Source organism: Marinobacter nanhaiticus D15-8W, from assembly GCF_036511935.1.
Taxonomy (GTDB): Bacteria; Pseudomonadota; Gammaproteobacteria; order Pseudomonadales; family Oleiphilaceae; genus Marinobacter_A; species Marinobacter_A nanhaiticus.
Genome location: NZ_AP028878.1, coordinates 2,863,533 through 2,882,180, shown reverse-complemented (window position 1 = coordinate 2,882,180; position 18,648 = coordinate 2,863,533). Strand labels below are relative to the sequence as shown.

Annotated in this window: 15 protein-coding genes; 6 read left to right on the top strand and 9 right to left on the bottom strand. The window is 58.4% G+C overall.

The annotated features are described in order from the left end of the window. Positions 1 to 61: 61 nt before the first annotated feature. Positions 62 to 1,138, bottom strand: a complete 1,077-nt coding sequence (locus RE428_RS12875; RefSeq protein ID WP_004582427.1) for a 3-deoxy-7-phosphoheptulonate synthase — start codon at positions 1,136 to 1,138, stop codon at positions 62 to 64. A 355-nt stretch (positions 1,139 to 1,493) separates the two neighbouring features. On the opposite strand from RE428_RS12875, the gene RE428_RS12870 reads away from it, so the two are divergent. Continuing rightward, positions 1,494 to 3,317: a DUF1631 family protein gene (locus tag RE428_RS12870; protein WP_004582426.1), complete on the top strand. Its 1,824-nt coding sequence runs from the start codon at positions 1,494 to 1,496 to the stop codon at positions 3,315 to 3,317. Continuing rightward, positions 3,314 to 3,736 (top strand): PilZ domain-containing protein, encoded by a 423-nt coding sequence (locus tag RE428_RS12865; RefSeq protein ID WP_004582425.1) that lies wholly within the window; start codon positions 3,314 to 3,316, stop codon positions 3,734 to 3,736. Before RE428_RS12870 ends, RE428_RS12865 begins: the two co-directional genes overlap by 4 nt. An 89-nt stretch (positions 3,737 to 3,825) precedes the next feature. Here RE428_RS12865 and RE428_RS12860 read toward each other — a convergent pair whose 3' ends face one another. From RE428_RS12860 to gloB, 8 genes are all read right to left on the bottom strand, one after another. Continuing rightward, positions 3,826 to 4,866: an alpha/beta fold hydrolase gene (locus RE428_RS12860; protein WP_004582424.1), complete on the bottom strand. Its 1,041-nt coding sequence runs from the start codon at positions 4,864 to 4,866 to the stop codon at positions 3,826 to 3,828. A 162-nt stretch (positions 4,867 to 5,028) separates the two neighbouring features. Continuing rightward, positions 5,029 to 5,814, bottom strand: a complete 786-nt coding sequence (locus tag RE428_RS12855) for an enoyl-ACP reductase FabI (RefSeq protein ID WP_004582423.1) — start codon at positions 5,812 to 5,814, stop codon at positions 5,029 to 5,031. Between the two features lie 103 nt (positions 5,815 to 5,917). After that, positions 5,918 to 7,528 carry an ABC transporter ATP-binding protein gene (locus RE428_RS12850; protein ID WP_004582422.1) on the bottom strand — a complete coding sequence of 537 codons (1,611 nt, stop codon included), beginning with the start codon at positions 7,526 to 7,528 and terminating at the stop codon, positions 5,918 to 5,920. Between the two features lies 1 nt (position 7,529). Then, on the bottom strand, positions 7,530 to 8,558 hold the full coding sequence (locus tag RE428_RS12845; protein ID WP_004582421.1) for an ABC transporter permease: 1,029 nt from the start codon (positions 8,556 to 8,558) through the stop codon (positions 7,530 to 7,532). Between the two features lies 1 nt (position 8,559). After that, entirely contained in the window at positions 8,560 to 9,636 is a 1,077-nt protein-coding gene (locus tag RE428_RS12840) for a microcin C ABC transporter permease YejB (protein WP_004582420.1), read from the bottom strand. A gap of 31 nt (positions 9,637 to 9,667) precedes the next feature. After that, a complete protein-coding gene (locus tag RE428_RS12835; RefSeq protein WP_004582419.1) occupies positions 9,668 to 11,458 on the bottom strand; it encodes an extracellular solute-binding protein in 1,791 nt (596 codons plus the stop codon). Between the two features lie 62 nt (positions 11,459 to 11,520). After that, positions 11,521 to 13,248, bottom strand: coding sequence for a LysM peptidoglycan-binding domain-containing protein (locus tag RE428_RS12830; protein WP_040882694.1), 1,728 nt, complete (start codon positions 13,246 to 13,248; stop codon positions 11,521 to 11,523). Between the two features lie 305 nt (positions 13,249 to 13,553). Then, positions 13,554 to 14,351 (bottom strand): hydroxyacylglutathione hydrolase, encoded by a 798-nt coding sequence (gene gloB / locus RE428_RS12825; protein ID WP_004582416.1) that lies wholly within the window; start codon positions 14,349 to 14,351, stop codon positions 13,554 to 13,556. Between the two features lie 116 nt (positions 14,352 to 14,467). On the opposite strand from gloB, the gene RE428_RS12820 reads away from it, so the two are divergent. From RE428_RS12820 to RE428_RS12805, 4 genes are all read left to right on the top strand, one after another. After that, positions 14,468 to 15,268 (top strand): class I SAM-dependent methyltransferase, encoded by an 801-nt coding sequence (locus tag RE428_RS12820; RefSeq protein WP_004582415.1) that lies wholly within the window; start codon positions 14,468 to 14,470, stop codon positions 15,266 to 15,268. Positions 15,269 to 15,378: 110 nt separating this feature from the next. Continuing rightward, on the top strand, positions 15,379 to 15,825 hold the full coding sequence (gene rnhA / locus RE428_RS12815; protein ID WP_004582413.1) for a ribonuclease HI: 447 nt from the start codon (positions 15,379 to 15,381) through the stop codon (positions 15,823 to 15,825). Positions 15,826 to 15,859: 34 nt separating this feature from the next. Continuing rightward, positions 15,860 to 16,585, top strand: coding sequence for a DNA polymerase III subunit epsilon (gene dnaQ, locus RE428_RS12810; RefSeq protein ID WP_004582412.1), 726 nt, complete (start codon positions 15,860 to 15,862; stop codon positions 16,583 to 16,585). Positions 16,586 to 16,933: 348 nt separating this feature from the next. Then, positions 16,934 to 18,640 (top strand): FimL-related protein, encoded by a 1,707-nt coding sequence (locus RE428_RS12805; RefSeq protein WP_004582411.1) that lies wholly within the window; start codon positions 16,934 to 16,936, stop codon positions 18,638 to 18,640. Positions 18,641 to 18,648 lie beyond the last annotated feature (8 nt).

The following is an 18,648-nucleotide window of genomic DNA, read 5'->3' as shown; positions in this document are numbered from 1 at the left end:
CGGAACTCCATGTCGGGTTACGCGTTGCTAACCCGACCTACGTTGGTAGCGCGCGGGCGGGCTATTGAGCCGCCCGCTTAGGCAAGACATCCTTCAGCTTGTCACGCAGCTCCCGCAGCGTCTTCTCGGTCGTCGGCCAGTCGATACAGGCGTCGGTGATCGATACGCCGTACTTCAGGTCGGCCAGGTTCTCGGGGATGGACTGATTACCCCAGTTGAGGTGGCTTTCCACCATCAATCCGAGGATTGAGGTGTTACCTTCCATTATCTGGTGGGCTACGTCCTGGACGACCAGGGGCTGGATGCCTGGATCCTTGTTCGAGTTGGCGTGACTGCAATCCACCACCAGCGCGTTGCGCAGGCCGGCCTTCTCCAGTTCCTGCTCGCACAGGGCGATGCTTACGGAGTCGTAGTTCGGTTTGCCGCCACCGCCGCGCAGGACCACGTGGCCATAGGCGTTGCCGCGGGTACGGACGATCGACACCTGGCCTTTCTGGTCGATGCCCAGAAAACTATGGGGGTGTGAGACGGACTTCATGGCGTTGACGGCCACGTCGAGACTGCCATCGGTCCCGTTCTTGAAGCCGATCGGCATGGACAGGCCACTACTCATCTCACGATGGGTCTGGGACTCGGTAGTCCGGGCGCCAATGGCCGACCAGGAAATCGTGTCCTGCAGGTACTGGGGCGAGATCGGATCAAGCGCTTCAGTCGCCGCCGGCAGACCCAGTTCCGCAATATCCAGTAGTAGGCGACGACCGATATGCAGGCCCTGCTCGATGTCGAACGAGTCGTTCAGGTGAGGGTCGTTGATCAGGCCTTTCCAGCCGATCGTCGTTCGAGGCTTCTCGAAGTAGACTCGCATCACGATATACACGGTGTCGCCGATCTCGTCGGCCAATGCCTTGAGCTTTTGCGCATACTCGTGCGCGGCCTTCACATCGTGGATGGAACAAGGGCCGACAACGACGAAAATCCGGTGATCCTTGCCATCGAGGATGTTGTTGATGGTTTCCCGGCCAGCGGCTACGGTTTCGGCAGCCTTGTCGGACAGGGGCATTTCCTGTTTCAGGGCTTCGGGGGTGATCAACGCCTCCTGGCTGGCGACGTTGATGTTTTCAAGCTGCTTTTGAGACATGGTCGTTGTCTTCTCCACAATCAGCAGTTTCGCATCACCGATTAACATGGTGTGTTGCATCGTGAGGGGGGCTTGATAACCTTCCTGAGGCGTTTCCGGTTACACCCCGTCACGGTCTCTGCCGTCGTTATTATCGAGTTACGGAAAGGGGCAGTTATACTGCGATATAAGCGCCTCCAATGCAATTCATCCGAGGTTAACACTGCATTGATAAGGAAGCCTCCGATGATAAGTCTGGTGGACGAATTCGTCGATGCGTGCTGCAATGGCCGGTCTTGCGCAAGAAGGATCCCAGCCCTCTCGGTAATGCTCACGCCAACGGAATGGCGCAGGCTCAACAGGAAACTTGATCTACATGGTTCAGAAACGGGCCCAAATCGCGGGTGGCGCCCCATCCAGCCCGGATGTTATTCAGGCGATTCTCAAGGGTATTCGGGTGCCTGAGCTGCCTTATCCGGTGACCCGACCGAGTGAAGATGCCGTGCCGGACTGGGTTCCATTGCTACACGCCTATTGGCAGGACCAGCGTGACGAACGTGTGGTGGACATGCTCGACACCGGCGCCATGACCTGGTCGGTACGCCAGGTGAATGCGGCTTATCTCGCCGACCGCATCATGGACGTATTCCTGCAGAAGTCCGGGCTCCACGCGACCCTCGTTCAGCGCACTGCTCGACTGCGCTTCCTCCTGGCCTGGCAGATCCATGAACAGGGTTCCGACGCTGTCGGTGATGCCAGCCCCGTACATAACTGGCTTGATAGCCTGCATACACTGCGCGGCTGGAGTGATTCCGGCGGACGCGCCGCCCGTCAGCTCCTGAACTGGCTGGATACCTTGGTCCAGGTGGTCGACCAGTGTTTCGCCGAACGCACCCTCGAGCCGTTCGAGCGCTTTGCCAAAGACTGGCAAAAGGACCAGGCCCAGAAAGAAGGGCGAATTGATCGTCTGAGACAGCGCTTGCTGGAAACCGAAAAGGGCGCAGCTCGCCAACGATCAGCGGAGAAAATCGCCAGGGCTCTGGTCGGCCGAGCGCTGGGCAATCGCCAGTTGCCGCCGGCCGTCACCCATTTTATCGACAACTATTGGCTGGCCTTGCTGCGGCAGGTGATATGGGCAAAGGGTATGGCCAGCGACAATGCGCGCCATGCCGCCAAACTTCTCGAATGGATGATCTGGGTTTCGGACCCGCGCTTATCGGATCAAGATCGTGACAAGCTCTACCAGGTCGGTGAGCAGTTGGGCGACAAGATCGGCGAAGTCTGGTCGCGGGTCAACAAGGATCCGCTGCCGGAAAATGCACTGCAGGGTATCGAACTCACCATGGTTGCTCGTCTGCGGGGCACGCCAGTGGAGCTTGAGCCGGTGGCCGGGTATACCTACGAGACTCGCTGGCTGAATCCGCCGAAAGTGAACGAGGGCGACGTCGAAGTATACCGGGGGCGTTGGTTCGTCGAAGGTGAAGGGGCCCAGGAACAACGTCTCTATTTCTTCGCCTTCCTGACGGATTCCCTCGAAGTGCTTTGGACCAACGGCGAGGGCGTCAAGCTGGGCCTTATGGACTGGACCGAGTTCCAGGATGCCCTGGCTCGGGGACGAATTCGCAGCTTGCCGGACATCAATCACTTTGCCGACGTTGTCAGCGAGACGGTCAAGGCAATGGAGCAGGTGCTGCGGTCGCAGCTCGTCAAACGTCGCGCAGCACGGGAGAAAGCCGAGGCCCAGGCGGCAAAGGTCCGTGCAGAGCGGGAGGTAGCGGAGCAGCGGCGCCAGGAAGAGGAGGCCCGTCTCCAGGCGGAAGAAGCCGAAGCGAGGGCGGCGGAGGCGGCGGCAGCCAGGGCACGGGAAGAAGCCGAACAGGTACGCCTGGAGAAAGAGAGACTGACAGCGGCGCGTGCGCAGGTGGACAGTCTCAAGTTGGGTGGCTGGATAGCGGTCGCCAGCGAGGTGCTGACCGAGGACGAGCCGTCCGAGCCGCGCAAGCTGAAGCTCGCCGTGCGTCTCAATGCGACCGGTAAACTGGTTTTTGTTGACCGTCTGGGGTTGAATCGGACAGAAATGACGGTCGATGGACTCGTTGACGCCCTCGTCAAGGGCCAGGCCCGCGTCATGAGCAGCGAGGCCGAATTCGAAGATACGCTTTCGCGTGTGGTTGGGCGAATCAGGGTAGGTCGATCATGACTGTTGGTGGCTTTGGTAGCTCCGGCGATTACAGTTTCGGCAATGAGCCTGAAACCGATAGGGAGCAGCGTCGAGAATTCCGGCTGACAGGACGGGTCACGGTTAACCTGGAGCTGGAATCTCCGGATCCGGACGAAGGCCGCGAAGCCCGCGTCACTACGTGTTATACCAGTGACCTCTCCGCTACAGGTATCCGCGTGGTCGCAAGAGAGGAGGTGACCGAAGGAGCGATCCTGCCGGCCTATGTGGAGCTATTCCGCAACGGTGCGAAAGCGGCCTATACCCTCATGGTCGAGGTGGTCTGGTGCAGGGCCTGTGACGATGGCTTGTGGCAGGTTGGATTGCATGTGCTCGAGTCCGATGACACGGCGGTGCTGGAGTGGCTCGAAACCATGGCGCAGGCACTCGAAGAGGACTGACTCAGCCTGGGCGTACCGACTCGCATGACATCGTTATCTGCTGCTGTTTGAACGTAAAAACGGTGTTATCGGAAAAAGCGCCCAACTGCCTAGTTCGCCTGCGCGACCCCCTCGTCGATATCGCCAGCCGGTTCAGGAAATACCGCCAAACCATTCGTGAGAAAGCGCCTCACGTCCCTCAGGGTCTCATCAGGCGCTTCTTCCATCGGCATATGCCCAACCCCTTCATAGGTGACAAGGCGGGCGTGGCTCAGGTCATTCAACCAGTGTGTGGCCAGCTCCACCGGAACCCAACTGTCATCTTTGCCCCACATGAGCAGCGTGGGGGCGGCAATACGATAGAAAGGTAAGGGCGCTTCGTTCTCTGTCCGTTCTTCCACCATCTCGAGGGTTTTCATATAGATTGGCTTGGCTCCCGGACGCTGGGCCATGTGAACGTAGCGATAAACGTCCTTATCCTGCATGCGCCGTGGATCGCCGTAGGCATTGCGCAGTGAGAGCGTAACGATGAGCGGGGGCTGCACGTAGTTCCCCAGAAAGTTAAAGGGAAAGGCGGTGCCCAGATTCATGAGCAGGGGTGTTTCCTGAGGATAACCCAAGGGATCCACCAGGATCAGGCGGTCGACACGATTGCCGTATTGGGCTGCGTAGCGCGCCGCAACGTAGCCACCAAACGAATTGCCCGCCAGGGTAAAGTTCTCCAGATCCAGATGCTCCACGAACTTGGCGAAGGTATTGACGATATTGTCCTCGTCGAAATCGTCCAGGTTCTCCGGCCCCCCGGTCATGCCAAAGCCGGGCATATCCAGGGCAATGACCCGGTGGCTGCGGCTCAGTTCCGCCACCCAGGCGTCCCAGGTCTGCAGTGACGAGAAGATGCCGTGAAGCAGGATGATGGTTTCGCCCTCGCCCTGATCGCGGTAGTGGATGCGATAGCCGTTGACGTCGATGAACCGGGAATCTTCATTCACATAGCGCTCTTCCAGGTATGGCATCGGAATATCCGCCAAGCCGGCAGCGTTGGCCAGCGACGGGCTTGCCTTCATGGCGGAGCCCACACTCGAACAGCCTGACAGAAATAAGGTGGCAGCAACGGCTAGTAGAGCAAGGAAGCGGAAGGTCGAACGCATGTGGAGGACTCCTGTCAACATGCGCCGAGGTTACTTAACTTTACAGTTCGGAACAGTGATGGAGTTCGACAAACAGGGAAGGGGGCAATACTGCGGAAACGTTAGGGAAGATGTGAGCCATGGCCTTCAGCTGAAGAGGCCATGACTCTTGCGACGTGGCGATTATTCTTCCAGCGCGCCCATGCCGGTGATATTGAAGCCGGCATCGACATAGAGGATCTCGCCGGTAATACCACTGGCCATGTCGGAGCACAGGAAAGCGGCAGAGTTACCGACTTCTTCAGTGGTGACATTGCGCTTGAGCGGCGCCCGGTTGGCGTTTTCCGAAAGCATCTTGCGGAAGCTCTTGATGCCGGAAGCGGCGAGGGTCTTGATCGGACCGGCGGAAATACCGTTGACGCGCACGCCGTCGGGCCCGAGGCCGGCAGCCATGTAGCGCACGTTGGCTTCCAGGGACGCCTTCGCAAGGCCCATGACGTTGTAGTTGGGCAGAACCCGCTCGGCACCGAGATAGGTCAGCGTCAGCAGGGAACTGGTGTCGGTGAGCATCCCGCGGGCGGCCTTGGCCAGGGCCACGAAGCTATAGGAGCTGATATCGTGGGCCATCTTGAAGCCGTCACGAGTGGTCACGTCTACGTAGTTGCCGTTCAACTCATGTGCCGGAGCAAAGCCGACGGCGTGGACGATAATGTCGATCTTGTCCCAGTGCTTGCCCAGCTCTGTGAAGACCGCTTCGATTTCGTCGTCATTGGCGACATCGCAGGGAAAGGTCAGCTCGCTACCCCAGCCCTTGGCGAAATCTTCGACCCGGGACTTGAGCTTCTCGTTCTGGTAGGTGAAAGCCAGCTCGGCACCTTGCTGGTGGAAGACTTCGGCAATACCGTGTGCAATCGAGTGCTTGCTGGCCACCCCGACGATGAGGGCCCGCTTTCCTTTGAGAATTCCCATGAATGATCTCCTGATTCACTTGTAGGACGCATTTTCACCGATCGGCGCAGATCGTATAAGTCGCTATTCGTCTAAGGTGTCGAGGACTACAGCCGTGTCACTCTTAGGTGCCGATGGATTCATCGGGTTTGCCCTGGTAGAAGAAAGCGGCCTCCAGCAATTGGCGTGTGTAATCTGCCTGTGGCGCGCCCAGCACCTGTTTAGCCTCACCGTACTCCACAACCTGCCCGGATTTCAGTACAAGCACGCGGTGACTTAGTGCCCGCACGACGGCAAGGTCGTGGCTGATGAAAAGATAGCTTAGTCCATAGCGTTGTTGCAGGGAACGCAGGAGCTCGATGACCTGCTTTTGCACCGTTCTGTCGAGAGCGGATGTCGGCTCGTCCAATACGATCAATTTAGGGTGGAGTACTAGCGCTCGAGCGATAGCGATACGCTGGCGTTGCCCGCCGGAAAATTCATGGGGGTAGCGGTGCCGGGTTTCCGGGTCGAGTCCCACATCCGTCAGGGCCTGGATGATCATCTCCTCGTGACGGTGCTTTTCGTCCGGGAAGTGAATGTCCAGCCCCTCACCAACGACTTCACCGACCGACATGCGCGGACTCAGACTGCCGTAGGGATCCTGGAAGACAATCTGGATATCTCCCCGCAACGGCTTGAACTGCCTCTGGTTGAGCTCGCCGATAGAGCGATCCTCGAAATGGATCCTGCCGTCGCACTGGGTCAGTTTAAGCAGGGCCATGCCGAGCGTTGTCTTGCCGCTGCCGCTCTCGCCGACAATGCCCAGGGTCTCGCCGGTCCGCAGTGTGAGGCTGACGTCGTTGACCGCATGCAGGAACGTCTTGGGGCGTCCGAGGAAATCCTTGGTAATCGGGAAGCGTACGTTGACACCTTCCATCCGCAGCAGGGTGTCATTATCGCCAGCCACGGGTGGTGGTGGATCGCCCGGATCTGCATTCAGTAGCATGCGGGTATAGGACGTATCGGGCTCCTTGAAGATCTGGCTGGTCGGTCCGGCTTCCATGACATGCCCCTGCTGCATGACGACCACGTCATCCGCGTAATGTCGAACAATCGACAGGTCATGGGTAATGAGCAGGACAGCCATGCCCATCCTGGCCTGGAGATCCCGCAGCAGTTCGAGCACCTGTCTCTGCACGGTAACATCCAGCGCCGTGGTGGGTTCGTCGGCAATCAACAGGTCCGGCTCGTTGGCGAGGGCCATGGCGATCATGATCCGCTGCTTCTGGCCACCGGACAGCTGGTGCGGGTAGTAATTCAATCGCTGTTCAGGATCGGGAATGCCTACGAGGGACAACAGTTCCACCGTGCGCTTGCGCGCCTGGTTGGGTCGCATACCCTGATGCAGCGCAAGGGTTTCGCCAATTTGCTTCTCCACGGTGTGCAGCGGGTTCAGGGAGGTCATGGGCTCCTGAAAGATCATGCTGATGCGCCTGCCGCGTATCTGGCGCATGCGCGGAGGCTTGGCCCTGAGCAGGTTCTCTCCCTCAAGATGGATTTCACCGGTGGGATAGGTGGCGTGGCGTTCGTCCAGCAAGCGCAGGATCGAAAGCGCCGTAACGGATTTGCCGGACCCGCTCTCGCCAACCAGGGCCACCGTTCGCCCCGCTGGCACCTTGAAGCTGACATTGTTCACCACCTGATTGCCATGAAAGGCTATGGACAGGTTGCGGACGTCGAGAAAGTCGGCCATATCAGTTCTTCCTCGGGTCGAATGCATCTCGCACCGCCTCGCCGATAAAGACCAGCAGCGTCAGCATGATCGCCAGGGTGACGAAGGCTGAGATACCGAGCCAGGGCGCATGAAGGTTGGCCTTTCCCTGGGCGATAAGCTCGCCGAGCGACGGGGAGCCGGGTGGCAGACCGAAACCCAGGAAGTCGAGGGAGGTGAGGCCGGTTATGGCGCCGGTGAGGATAAAGGGGACAAAGGTGATCGTTGCCACCATGGCATTGGGCAGCATGTGTCGGAACATGATTTTGCGGTTACCCAACCCCAGCGCTCGGGCCGCGCGCACGTATTCAAAGTTGCGAGCACGCAGGAATTCCGCTCGCACCACATCCACGAGCCCCATCCAGCTGAACAACAGCATGATGCCCAGCAGCCACCAGAAATTGGGCTGCACGATGCTGGATAGGATGATCAGTAGGTAGAGCACCGGGAGCCCTGACCAGATCTCCACGAAGCGCTGGCCAAACAGGTCCACCTTCCCGCCATAGAACCCCTGGAGTGCACCGACGATCACGCCTACGACGCAACTAAAGAAGGTCAGCGTCAGTGCAAAGAGCACGGAGATCCTGAAGCCGTAAATCAACCTGGCCATGACGTCCCGGCCCTGATCGTCCGTGCCCAGCCAGTTGATTGCGGACGGCGGCGCGGGTGAGGGCACCTTGAGGTCGTAATTGATGGTGTTATAGCTGAAGCGAATGGGGGGCCAGAGCATCCAGCCATTGGCATTGATTTCGTCAGCAATGAACGCGTCCCGGTAGTCTGCTTCAGTGGGCAGGAAGCCGCCGAAGGCTTCCTCGTTGACGACTTCAAATACCGGAAAGTAGAGCTCGTCCTGATAACTGACGACCAATGGCTTGTCGTTGGCGACGAATTCGGCAAACAGCGTAACCAGGAAAAGGGCCAGGAATACCCACAGCGACCAGAACCCACGGCGATTGTTACGGAAATTCTGCAGCCGGCGGCGCTGGATCGGGGATAGCTCGAACGATGCCACGTCAGCCCTCCCTGCTTTCGAAGTCGATGCGTGGATCGACCAGCACGTATGTGAGATCGCTGATCAGTTTCAGTACCAGCCCCATGAGAGTAAAGATGTAGAGGGTGCCGAAGATCACCGGATAATCCCGGTTCAGCGCGGCCTCGAAGCCTAGCAGTCCCAGGCCGTCGAGCGAGAAGATCACTTCGATCAGCAGTGAGCCGGTAAAAAACAGCGAAACCAGCAGCCCCGGCAGGCTGGCGATGACGATCAGCATGGCATTGCGAAACACATGGCCGTAAAGGATACGCCGCTCCTCGAGACCCTTGGCGCGGGCGGTCACCACATACTGCTTGCCAATTTCGTCGAGGAAGGAATTTTTGGTCAGCAACGTCAGGGTGGCGAAACCGCCGATCACGTTGGCGGTTACCGGTAGCGCCAGGTGCCAGAAATAATCGCCGATTTTCTCGTACCAGTTGAGTTCATCGAAGTTAGGCGATGTTAATCCCCGGAGCGGGAACCAGTCCCAGTAGCTGCCACCGGCAAACAGCACGATAAGCAGGATGGCAAACAGGAATCCCGGAATGGCATAGCCAACGATAATGACCGAGCTGGTCCAGACATCGAAACGACTGCCATCGGTGACGGCCTTCTTGATCCCCAGGGGTATCGAGATCAGGTAGATGAGGAGTGTCGACCACAGGCCGAGAGAGATGGATACCGGTAGCTTGTCGATAATCAGTTCGATGACCGTCCGATCGCGGTAGAAACTTTCGCCGAAATCGAAGGTGGCGTAGTCGCCCAGCATCTTGAGAAAACGTTCGTGGGGCGGCTTGTCGAATCCGTAGAGGGTTTCGATTTCCTTCAGCAACTCTGGCGGTAAGCCTTTCGCTCCCCGGGATTCCCCACCTTCGCTGACTTCCATGCCGCCACCGCCGGTAGCCCGTTCCAGGCTGCCGCCACCCATGCCTTCCATTTCAGCAACCAGTTGTTCGATCGGGCCGCCGGGCGCCGCCTGAACGATCACGAAATTCAGCAGCATGATGCCGATCAGCGTGGGAACGATCAGCAACAGTCGCCTGAGGATGTAAACACCCATCAGTCAGCAGATCCTCCTGGGGAGTTGATGCTCAGGGTTTGACCCACCAGCGGGACAGGTCGATGCCGGATTTGGGTGTCTCATCCGGTCGCGCAAGATGATGCCAGTAGGCAATGCGGTCGACAGCGAGGTGCCATTGCGGAACCACGTAGTGGCCCCAGAGCAGCACTCGGTCGAGCGCGCGGGTCCGGGTGACGAGGGATTCGCGGTCCGGCGCCTGGATAACCTTTGCCACCAGGTCGTCCACCACGGGGTCGCTCACACCCATGTAGTTACGCGTGCCCGGACTGTCTGCGTTTGAAGAATGCCAGTAGTCCCGCTGTTCGTTGCCGGGAGAGTCGGATTGGCCGAGGCTCAGTACGACCATGTCGTAGTTGAAGTTACGCACCCGTTGGACATATTGATTCGTGTCGATCAGGCGAACATCCACATCGATACCGAGTCGTCCCAGGTTCTGTTTGAAGGGTAGGACGACACGCTCGAAGGTTTTCTGGTGCAGCAGGATCTCGAAGCGCAGCGGCTTGCCGGTTTCGGTTTCGACCATCTTACCGTTCTTGATCTCGTAGCCGGCTTCATTCAGGAGCGTCATGGCCGTGCGCAGGTTGTCGCGCAGGGTCGTTCCGCCGGTGGTTGACGGCGGATGGTATTCCTCGTCGAAGACCTCGGAGGGAAGCTGTTCCCGATAGGGCTCGAGCAGTGCCAGTTCATCACCCTCGGGGAGACCGCTGGAGGCCAGCTCGCTATTCTCGAAGTAGCTGTCTGTGCGGGTGTACTGGCCGTAGAACAGGTTTTCGTTGGCCCAGTCAAAGTCGAAGCCGTAGGCGAGCGCTTCCCTGACCTTGCGGTTATCAAAGGGATGTTTGCGGGTGTTCATGATGAACGCCTGCATGCCCACCGGGCGGCCGTGATGAACGGCCTGCTTAACGATCCGGCCCTCTTGAAGGGCATCCGAAGCATAGGCTGTGGCCCAGTTCTTGGCCGAGGATTCCAGGCGGAAATCGTAGATGCCAGCCTTGAATGCCTCCAGGGCGACCGTGTCGTCCGAATAGTAGTCGTAGCGTACCTGCTCGAAGTTATGGCGGCCTACATTGACGGGTAGGTCCTTGGCCCAGTAATCCGGGTTGCGCTTATAGGTGATCGACCGACCGGCGTCGAAGCTAGCGATGGTATACGGTCCGCTGCTAACCGGAATCGTCAGGCCGGACTCCTCGAACTCGTGCTTTTCCCAGTAGTGCTTGGGCAGGATAGGCATCTGGCCCAGTATTAGCGGGAGTTCGCGATTCTGGGTCTTGCCGAAGTCGAAGCGGGCCCGCAGTTTGCCTTCCGCCGTTACCTTTTCCACTTCCGCGTAGTAGTTACGATAGAAGGGGTGGCCCTTTTCTGTGAGCAGGTTGAACGTAAAGACGACATCTTCGGCAGTGATCGGCTCGCCATCGGAAAAACGGGCATCCGGATTGATATTGAAGGTCACGTAGGAGCGATCTTCGGGTGTTTCGAGCGACTCGGCAATGAGCCCGTACATGGTGAACGGCTCATCGTCGGAAGCGATCAGCAGGCTGTCGTAGGTATAGACCTGGATGCCGGCGGCGGAAACGCCCTTGAGCAGGAACGGATTGAGGGAATCGTAACCGTTAGCCACCACGCCCTGTTTCAGGGTGCCGCCCTTGGGTGCGTCGGGATTGACGTAGTCAAAATGCTTGAAGTCGGGACCGTACTTAGGGGCGCCATGCATGGCGAAACCGTGAACGGCTTCGGCTGCATGCAGGGCCGAAGCCATGACAAAAAGGAAGACGGCGATGACGGTCTGAGAAAATCTGATCATGGATTCCGCTCTTTTTCTGGTGGCTGACCGTCACGTCCGAGCTTTCAAATCCTCGTGTACGATCAGGGGCTTCGGCGAATATCGACGTAGAGTACCAGACTTTGCCCGGGCTGCAGATAATTGTTGATGTCCAGGCTGTTCCAGCTCGCGATATCCCTCACATTTACATTGAAGCGATTGGCGATGCGGGCCAGGGAGTCGCCCTTACGCACCCGGTAGCCGACCTTTCGGACCATATCGGAAGAGCCGCGTCGGCTGGCCATAGCCAACTGCTGGGTTTGTGCGTCCTTGGACCAGATCACCAGCTTCCTGCCGGGCATCAGCGGGTCACCCGGTGCCATGCCGTTCCATTTTGCCAATTGACGGACACTGACGTTGTGATCCCGGGCTATGTCCCAGAAGGTGTCCCCCCTTTGAACGAGATGTTCGATGCGAGTTCCATCTGCACGGCGTCCGACGGCAGCCTGCTTGTCCTTCAAACGCTCATTGGCGCTTAGCGCATAGGCATTGTTGCCCTTGGTCGACGTGGGGATAAGCAGGCGCTGGTCGACGCGGATGAGATTGGAGCGCATGTGATTGACTTGCTTGATCACATCCGGGGTGGTTCCGAACTGACGGGCAATCTTGATCAGGCTGTCGCCGCTGCGCACCTTGTAGTTTTTCCAGGAGACCCGCATTTCCGGGTCCAGTCCTTCCAGCCCCTTGCGGAATTGCTCGGCATTCTTCACCGGTACCAGCAGGCGATGTGGGCCTTCAGGTGATGTGGCCCAGCGGTTGTAGGCCGGGTTCAGCAGGTAAATTTCCTCGATGTCCACGGAAGCCAGGTCGGCGGCCTGAGCCAGATCGATCTGCGAGCCGGTATCGACGACTTCAAAGTAGGGCTCGTCCGGAATGGGCGGCAGGGTAATACCGTAGGCTTCCGGGTCTTGGATGATCTTGGAGATCGCAATCAGCTTGGGCACGTAGGCGCGAGTTTCCCGCGGGAGATCGAGAGCCCAGTAATCGGTGGGCAGGCCGCGGGCCTCGTTCCGGCGAATGGCGCGACCGACGGTGCCGGCGCCGCTGTTGTATGAAGCCAGGCCTAGCAGGTAGTTGCCGTCGAAGCGGCTGCTCAGTGCATCCAGGTATTCCAGAGCGCCGCTGGTCGCCGACAGCACATCGCGACGCTGGTCGTGCCACCAGCTTTGGTTGAGGTCGTACACGCGTCCGGTAGACGGAATGAATTGCCACAATCCGGCCGCCCGGCCGTGGGAATAAGCGAAGGGGTCGAAGGCGCTTTCAACCACCGGTAGCAGGGCGAACTCGCCCGGCAAGTCGCGGGCTTCAACTTCGGTAACGATGTGGTAGAGATAGCGGCGCGCGCGCTTGGCCACGCGATCGATATATTGCGGATGCTTGACGTACCAGTTGAGCTGCTGCTCGATACGCGCGTTGTCCAGGGTCAGATCCATTGCGAACTGGCTCCGGAGGCGGCTCCAAAGATCGTGCGCTACCTCGTCGCCATCGACGCTTTCTTCCGTAGGCTGTTCCAGACGTTCCCGGGCGCGGGCAGCCTGGGATTTAAGTGAGGGTTCAATGGCGTCGTCGAGGACCGTCGTATCGTCCGAGGGCGTATCTCCCTCGATCGCCGCTTTCAGTTCGTCGTCCCCGGCGGCAATCGAGACGCGCTCGGATTCGAGGAGTTCGCCTTCACTGAGGGAGCCATCCTGTTCGCTATGGCCAGGAAACGCCTGGCAACCCGCGAGAAGGACCGCGAAAAGAAGGGCAGAGATCAGTCTTGCCATTGTCATAATTCTTCCGAGATATCGTGGTGCTGCAAGACGAAGGGCAGCGTATTTTGAGAGCCAGTACCAAGCCCTGACGACAAGGCCCCCGAGCGCTGCGACCGGCAGCGAGACCTCGCCGGATTCTATGGGAACCCTTTTTAAGGGGTCAAGAAAGCGTTTGTTACGCCCCGTACAGATAGGAAATCACTATTTCTGCAGGTCGGCTCACTTTTGTTCACCCCGAGAGGCACGTCGACCTTCGGGGCGTCGCAGACATGAGAGGGGGTTCACGCGTTTATGATGTCGAGGCTGTGGACAAACCCGTCGAGCTAGAACGTATCCTTGGCCCGCCTGACCTGGGCAAAAACACGGTCGTCGCCACTGAGCTTGCTGTCAACATCGATTGCGCGCTTGCTGACGGCCTTGATCACGGCCTCATCGTCCCAGCGCAGGAAAGGGTTGAGGGCCGCTTCCTCTTCCAGGGTAGTCGGCAGGGTGGGGGCACCATTCTCCCTCTTCTGCTTACAGTAGACTTCAAAGGCCTCCAGTGCGTCGTCCTCAGGCAAAAGATCACGGGAGAAGCGCAGGTTCGCCAACGTATATTCATGGGCACAGTAGACCCGGGCGTTGGGCTGCAAGCCGCGCAATTTGGCGAGGGACTGACGCATCTGCGCGGGCGTGCCCTCGAACAGGCGACCGCAACCGCAGGCGAACAGGGTGTCGCCACAGAACAGTACCGGCGCATCGTCGATGACGTCCTGTTCCGAAATATAGGCAATATGGTCGAGTGTGTGGCCCGGGACTTCCAGGACACTGAACGTTACTTGTCGCCAGGTCACGGTATCCCCTTCGGACAACGGCTGGGTAATGCCCTGGAAGGGGGAGTCCTTCGGTCCGTATATCTCGTTGGGGGAAAATTTACGCTCAAGTTCGGCCACGCCGCCGACGTGATCGGGGTGATGGTGGGTAATCAGGATAATGTCGAGTTTCAGGCCTTTTTCCTGTAGGTAGCGTTCGACCGGTTCGGCCTGGCCGGGGTCGACAATGGCGGCCCGGTTGGTTTCTTCATCGACCAGGCACCAGATATAGTTGTCGCTGAAAGCGGGTATCGGAGCTATTGAAAACATGAGGAACCTTTTGGCTACGGTCGGCGGATGTAGACTGTTATCATAAAGGATAGAGGGTAGGTGCCCAAATTTCGTCAGATGCACCCACCTGGAGACTCGCGCAATCGAGGTTGGCCATGGTCAGAGCCGGCAAAAGGAACTATACGTTACAGCGTGATGCCTTCGAGGCCTGGTTCCAGAGCCCCCTTGGCAGAGCCCTGCTGGCTGACCAGCGCGAGCAGATCGATGCTCTGCTCGGAGACCAGGCCGGCGCACACCAACTGTTGGTCTCCGTGAGCCATCGTCTGCCCTTGGCGACTTCGACCGATTTCAGCATGCGCATGATGACCACGCCTCGCTGGTCCAGTCACCTGCCGGATGGCGTGGTTGTTTGCGAGGCGGACGAGTTGCCGTTCCCGAACGAGTCGGTGGATCTGGTGATCATGCACCATACCCACGATTTTTCCGAAAGACCGCACCAGGTTGTCAGGGAGGCGGCCCGAGTGTTGCGTAGCTCAGGGAGCCTGGTAATTATTGGCTTCAATCCTTTCAGTTCCTGGGGGCTGCGTAAGCTGGTGTCCCGCCGACAGCATCCACCCTGGAGCGGCCGATTTGTCACCCTGCGCCGCTTGGAAGATTGGTTGAGTCTGTTGGAATTTGAGGTCGAGGAGACGACAAGCCGCTTCTTTCGCCCGCCCATCCGCGGTCAGCATGCGTTGGACCGTCTGAACTCCCTTGAGAAATTCGGCCGCAGGTTGCATCTTCCTGCGGGGGCCTATTACTGTATCCGCGCCGAGAAGCGGGTGCTGGCTCGCACCGCAAACCGGATCCGGTGGCGGAAGCCGAAGCCGGTCGCGCTGCCGGTGGCAGGCGCCTTGGGATCTTCCAGCGCGGCACGTCACGCGTCAGACGTGGCCCTTCCCGATAGTCGGAAATAGGCGATCCAGGTCGCTATCCGCAGGAATCCGCTACCAAGAACTATCTTCTACCGGGCGTTCTCCATGGCATTTTTAACAACAGGAACCCTGCTACCAGGAAATACAAAGCTATGACAAAACGCGTTGTGCTGTACACCGACGGCGCCTGCAAGGGAAATCCGGGCCCCGGTGGTTGGGGCGCGGTATTGAGTTACGGCGATGCCGAGCGGGAACTCCATGGCGGCGAGAAGACCACGACCAACAACCGCATGGAGTTGATGGCAGCGATCCAGGGCCTGAAAGCACTGAAACGTACCTGTGAGGTCGATCTCTATACCGACTCCCAGTATGTCCGCAAAGGCATAACCGAATGGATGCACAACTGGAAGAAGAATGGTTGGAAAACGGCGGCGAAGAAGCCCGTGAAAAATGCCGATCTGTGGCAGGCATTGGATGAGGAAGTCCGTCGTCACGACATCCGCTGGCATTGGGTAAAGGGTCATGCGGGCGTACCCGGTAACGAGAGAGCGGATGCGTTAGCTAATAAAGGGGTAGAGAACCTCTCTGCATCCACCTGATTTTTAGATTGTTTTTTAGAGTTCGGAGCTATACATGCGCCAGATCGTGCTGGATACGGAAACCACAGGTATCGACCCCGAACAGGGGCACCGGATTATTGAAATCGGCTGTGTCGAGTTGATGGAGCGTCAGCTCACCGGCCGCCATTATCACGTCTATATCAATCCCGAGCGGGAAGTGGAGGCCGAGGCGATCCAGGTACACGGGATCACCAACGAGTTCCTCGCGGACAAGCCATTGTTCCGGGATGTCGCGACCGAATTTTTCGAATTCATCAAGGGCGCTGAGCTGGTCATCCATAATGCGGCGTTCGACGTGGGTTTCATAGACCACGAATTCCGCAAGCTGGGTACCGGATGGAAAGTAGCTGACCACTGTGGCGTGTTGGATTCCCTCGCCGTCGCCCGCAAGAAACATCCCGGCCAGAAGAATAGCCTCGATGCGTTATGTAAACGCTATGGCGTCGACAACAGCAACCGCGAATTGCACGGCGCTCTGCTCGATGCCGAGATCCTTGCCGACGTTTTCCTGCTACTCACAGGGGGTCAAACGGCGTTCTCCCTCGATAGCGGCGCGTCGGATGCCGGCGATGCTGTCGGCGGGATTCGCCGCCTGGGAACTGACCGTCGCAGGACGCGTGTGATCCGTGCCAGCGATGAGGAAATCAAGGCACATGCCGAGTTACTGGAAGTGGTGGGCAAGGCGAGCGGGGAGGCACTCTGGAGCAAGCTGGACAGCGCGCCGCAAGCGGCCGACTGAGGCGTCCGTAATGCGTTGTTAACGCAAAAAGGTGCACTGTAAACGGCAGAAAAATAAGTACACAGAGCCGTTCTTGAGGTGCATGAATTTTATGTTATAAGTAAAGGTTAGTTCGATAATTTTCCGAATCCGGCCGGTATATAAGAATCTTCTATAAACTGAAGTACGGTCGTTTTCACGGGCAGGGTGCGCGTTCTTGGTCGTTCCGGGATTGGACGTTGCTGGCATTCATACCCACCAAATAACGATAGCCACAGGTGGTGCCGGTTAGACCGGTCAGAGTCGTCACCTGAAAAATCGGCAGGGGAAGCGGTACTCTCCGCATCTATCTATGGGAAGCGTCATTTTATGGTTCAATCGTCTCTAGCGACGAAGTCTCAATCGTTTGACCTGGTCAAGAACGAAATAGAACAGACCATCAAACAGGCTGAGGCCAGCCTCGAACGCTTTCAGGAGAACAGGGAAAGTGGAGAGGACCTGCAGAACTGCGTCGATTTCCTGAACCAGTTGCGCGGTATCTTTGTCCTGGTTGAGCTGCGTGGCGGTACGCTGCTGTGCCAGGAAGCGGTGGCCGTCGCCAACGATGTACCCGTCGGTGCCAATGACGATAAGAACACCCTGCTGACGGCCTTGAGCAGCGCACTGTTTATCCTGCGGCGTTACGTTGAATACTATCAGCAACAACGCGCCGACCACCCCGAACTCCTGTTGCCGATTACCAATGACCTTCGCGTTGCCCGCGGAGAGAAGCCTTATCCCGAATCCTGTTTCTTCGATGTCGATGCACGCAAGCGCCCGGATTTCTGTAGCAGTCTGGGTCTGAAACCCCTTGGCGACAACGAAGCCGACTTCGAGATCCATGCACGTCGTATGCGCCTGATGTACCAGATTGGTCTGCTGGGCGCGCTACGTGAGCGTAATGAACGCGTCAGTCGCAAACTGATCGCGCGCGCGGCCAAGGGCTTCGCCCGCCTCTGTAACGGCGCGCCCATGGGCCAGCTATGGTGTCTGATGGGTATCGTTGCAGACACCATGCAGGACCGCGCCATGGGTTTCGGCAAGTCCCGCAAGCGCTTGTTCATGCGAATCGAGAAATACACGCGTGAGATCGTCTATATCGGTAAGGTGGCGATCAACAAGGATGCGCCGGACTCTCTTTTCAAGGAACTGGTCTACATCCTGTACCGCAGCGGGTCGGTGAATCCGGAAGTCTCCCAGATCCTCCAGGCGTACGGTATCCGTCCCACCGAATTCCCCGAGAATATCCTCGAATCCCACCGCAAGCGTCTCTACGGACCGGGCACCGATGTGCTCAAGTCCCTCTCCACGGCGTTGCAGGAGGAGCTCAACCAGCTCAAGGATAAGGTGGATATCATCGAACGTGGCATAGAGCCGGACCTCAACGAACTGTCGTCGATTGCCGCGTCCCTGGAACAACTGGCCAACACACTCTCTGTGCTCGACCTGACCAAGCTGGCCGATCTCGCGCGCAAGGAAGCGGCGCAATTACGCAACTGGCACGCAGACAATCGGCTACCGCAGGACGATGAGCTCTACAACCTGGCCAACGCCGTCCTTAGTATTGAAGACGCGGCCATGCAAATGGTGACACGCGGAATTACCAGCGAGACAGACGCTCTGGCCATCGTCAAGGCCAACCGGGAAGAGACCACCTATCTCAGCGAGGCGCATATCGTCGTTGCCGACGAGGCGAGGGCGGCGCTTACCCTGGCCAAACGTGCGATTACGGCCTTCATCGAATCCGACTACGACAAGCTGCACCTGGCCAATGTGCCGGCGACACTTCGCAGTATTTGGGGCGGTTTCATGATGCTGGAGGATCGGGAAGGGGCAAAGGTCTTGGGGCGTATTGCGGATGCCATCCAGTCGCGCCTGCTCGATGCCCGGGAGGCGCCTCCGGCGACAGTGCTTGAGGCGCTGGCCGACGCGCTGACTTCTCTGGAATACTATATCGAGAGTATCGGTACCCGGGATGAGCGTAACCAGGACCTGTTGAAATTGGCTGAAACCTCTCTGGACGATGTGGGCCTCTAGCGAGGCAA